Source organism: Methylobacterium sp. E-046, from assembly GCF_022829625.1.
GTDB lineage: Bacteria > Pseudomonadota > Alphaproteobacteria > Rhizobiales > Beijerinckiaceae > Methylobacterium > Methylobacterium longum.
This window is the reverse complement of the sequence record NZ_JAKSYP010000026.1, coordinates 1-277: the sequence shown is the minus strand read 5'-3', so window position 1 is coordinate 277 and position 277 is coordinate 1. Positions and strand designations below refer to the sequence as shown.

1 protein-coding gene is annotated in these 277 nt (G+C 62.8%); it reads left to right on the top strand.

Features of this window, described 5'->3' with window-relative positions; all coding sequences use genetic code 11:
- Positions 1 to 261, top strand: a 261-nt coding sequence (locus tag MKK82_RS01060; RefSeq protein WP_243984321.1) for a transposase, incomplete at its 5' end; no start/stop codon positions are given.
- Positions 262 to 277: the final 16 nt, after the last annotated feature.

The following is a 277-nucleotide window of genomic DNA, read 5'->3' as shown; positions in this document are numbered from 1 at the left end:
ATGGATAATCTCGGTAGCCACAAGGGACCGGCCGTGCGCGCGGCCATCGAAGCGACCGGCGCGGAGTTGCTGTTCCTCCCGCCCTACTCGCCGGACTTCAACCCGATCGAGATGGCCTTCTCCAAGCTCAAGGCGCTGCTGCGCAGGGCCGCCGAGCGCACCGTTGAAGGGCTATGGTCGGCCATCGGACAGCTCATCGACACTGTCACCCCAGACGAGTGCGCTAACTTCTTCGCCGCGGCAGGATACGACCCAGATTAAACCGAAAACGCTCTAG